We start from the raw sequence: 1,484 nt of genomic DNA on the forward strand, positions 1-1,484 counted from the left end.
AGCTGCCGCCGCAATACCCTCGGCGCAGGGCCACCAGAAACGATCCGCCTGATCGGGGGTATTGTTCCAGTCGAGCGTGTAGTAAAAACCACCGGTTTGGGCATTCCAGCCCGTTTCGATGGCGTTGAAAAACAATCGTTTCGCCGCATCCGGCAGCCAGGCCTGCTGCCGCGCGCCAAGCTCCCAGAGCTGGATCAGAAGCCGGCTCCACTCTAAAGCGTGGCCGGGCGTAATGCCCCTGGGCCGGAACACCGGATTGCCGGCATATTCCCGGTCCACTTGCCAGTGCCGGTCAAAATGCTCGGCGATGCGCCAGTCTTGATGCCGGGCGTGGCGATTGACAATCAGCCCGGCGATCCGCTGCGCCATGCCAAGATAGGATTGTTCCCCGGTCACTTCATAAGCGGCCATCAAGGCTTCTGTCAGATGCATGTTGGAATTTTGGCCACGATAGTCGCTTGTGACCTGCCAGTCGGCGGAGTATTCCTCGCGCGCGGCGCCACAGGATTCCTCCCAGAACCGCGCCTGCAAAACTTCGCTCACGTCTGCGAGCAAACGGTCGGCATCAGGATGGTCCGCCGCTTTGGCCGAGGCCGCTGCCAGCATGACAAACGCATGGCCGTAGGCCTGTTTTGCCGGGTTGGTGGGTCCACTATCATCGACGCCCCAAAAATACCCGCCATGGGCCGCGTCGCGGTGGCGTGTCCACAGCAAATCCATTCCGTGATCAATCACATCGTCCACTCCGGACTGGCCCCACAGTTTGGCCATGGCAAAACAATGCACCATTCGTGTGGTGTCATGCAGCTGGCGCTCTGCTCCGTTCTGAGCAGACCCGGCCGGCAGGGGACCTCCGTCATCGTCAAGCACATGGAACCCGCCGGCGGGGTTGAGCACATTGGGCCGGTAAAAATCCAGCAATGCAGTTGCCTGCGACAACAGCCACGCGCGATGCGTGGCGCGTGAGAGAAAATTTGTGCCGCCGGTTTCGGTCCAGTTTGACAAATGAACGTCCTGCATGCGAATTGGTCCTTTAGTTTCGTCGGGGGGCGGTGGTCGGTGCAGCTCCGTTTGTCCTCAGATACACCGAATAAAGGCTATGTGTGGCGCAGATATACAACCGGTTTCGTTTGGGCCCGCCAAACTCGACATTGGCCACTGCTTCCGGCAGCCTGATTTTGCCCAGAAGACATCCGTCCGGCGCATAACAATGGACACCGTCGCCGGAGCTCGTCCAGATATTGCCAGCCCGATCCAGCCGGAAACCGTCAAACACGCCGGCGCCACAGGTGGCAAACACCGTGTTACCTGCCACAAGCGATGCGCCGTCGGCGCTCAGGTTGAGAACACGGATATGGTGCGGCCCGTCCGGGTCATGGCTCAGACCCGTGTCAGAGACATAGAGTTTGCTTTCGTCTTGGCTGAAGGCGAGTCCGTTCGGCTTGGAAAAATTCACCGCTACCGCCGTCGTTTTGCCGGAGTGC

The 1,484-nt window shown here is 59.9% G+C and carries 2 protein-coding genes; both read right to left on the bottom strand.

The window, feature by feature from the left end; genetic code table 11:
* A partial coding sequence (locus tag DWA01_RS19830; RefSeq protein WP_114287545.1) for an AGE family epimerase/isomerase occupies positions 1-1,020 on the bottom strand: 1,020 nt, incomplete at its 3' end.
* A 13-nt stretch (positions 1,021-1,033) separates the two neighbouring features.
* Positions 1,034-1,484 (bottom strand): SMP-30/gluconolactonase/LRE family protein (locus DWA01_RS19835; protein WP_136057790.1); only part of this gene is annotated, 451 nt, incomplete at its 5' end.

It is taken from the genome of Candidatus Halocynthiibacter alkanivorans (assembly GCF_003333265.1).
Classification (GTDB): Bacteria; Pseudomonadota; Alphaproteobacteria; order Rhodobacterales; family Rhodobacteraceae; genus Halocyntiibacter_A; species Halocyntiibacter_A alkanivorans.